Raw genomic sequence first — 371 nt, 5'->3', positions numbered from 1 at the left:
AAGAAGCCGCCTGGAACTCGGGTACCGAGTATGAGCACGGCACCAAGGGCCACCGTCCGTTCGTGAAAGGCGGTTACTTCCCGGTTGCACCGGTCGACTCCTCCCAGGACATCCGCGCCGCCATGTGTCTGGTGCTGGAAGAGATGGGCCAGGTCGTTGAAGCTCACCACCACGAAGTGGCGACCGCCGGTCAGAACGAGATCGCGACCCGTTTCAACACCCTCACCCTGAAAGCGGATGAAGTGCGGGTGCTGAAGGCCGTGATCCACAACGTGGCCCACACCAACAACAAGACTGTCACCTTCATGCCGAAACCCATGTTCGGTCACAACGGCTCCGGCACTGTCGCTTATACACATATACGAGCCCAC

The 371-nt window shown here is 59.8% G+C and carries 1 pseudogene; it reads left to right on the top strand.

Annotated features, from left to right (window positions below):
* Window positions 1-371, top strand: a pseudogene (glnA, locus tag KFE26_RS23745) (glutamine synthetase); the annotation flags it as partial.

This window comes from Shewanella sp. M16, from assembly GCF_018224605.1.
Classification (GTDB): Bacteria; Pseudomonadota; Gammaproteobacteria; order Enterobacterales; family Shewanellaceae; genus Shewanella; species Shewanella oncorhynchi.
This window is presented reverse-complemented; position numbering and strand designations above follow the sequence as displayed.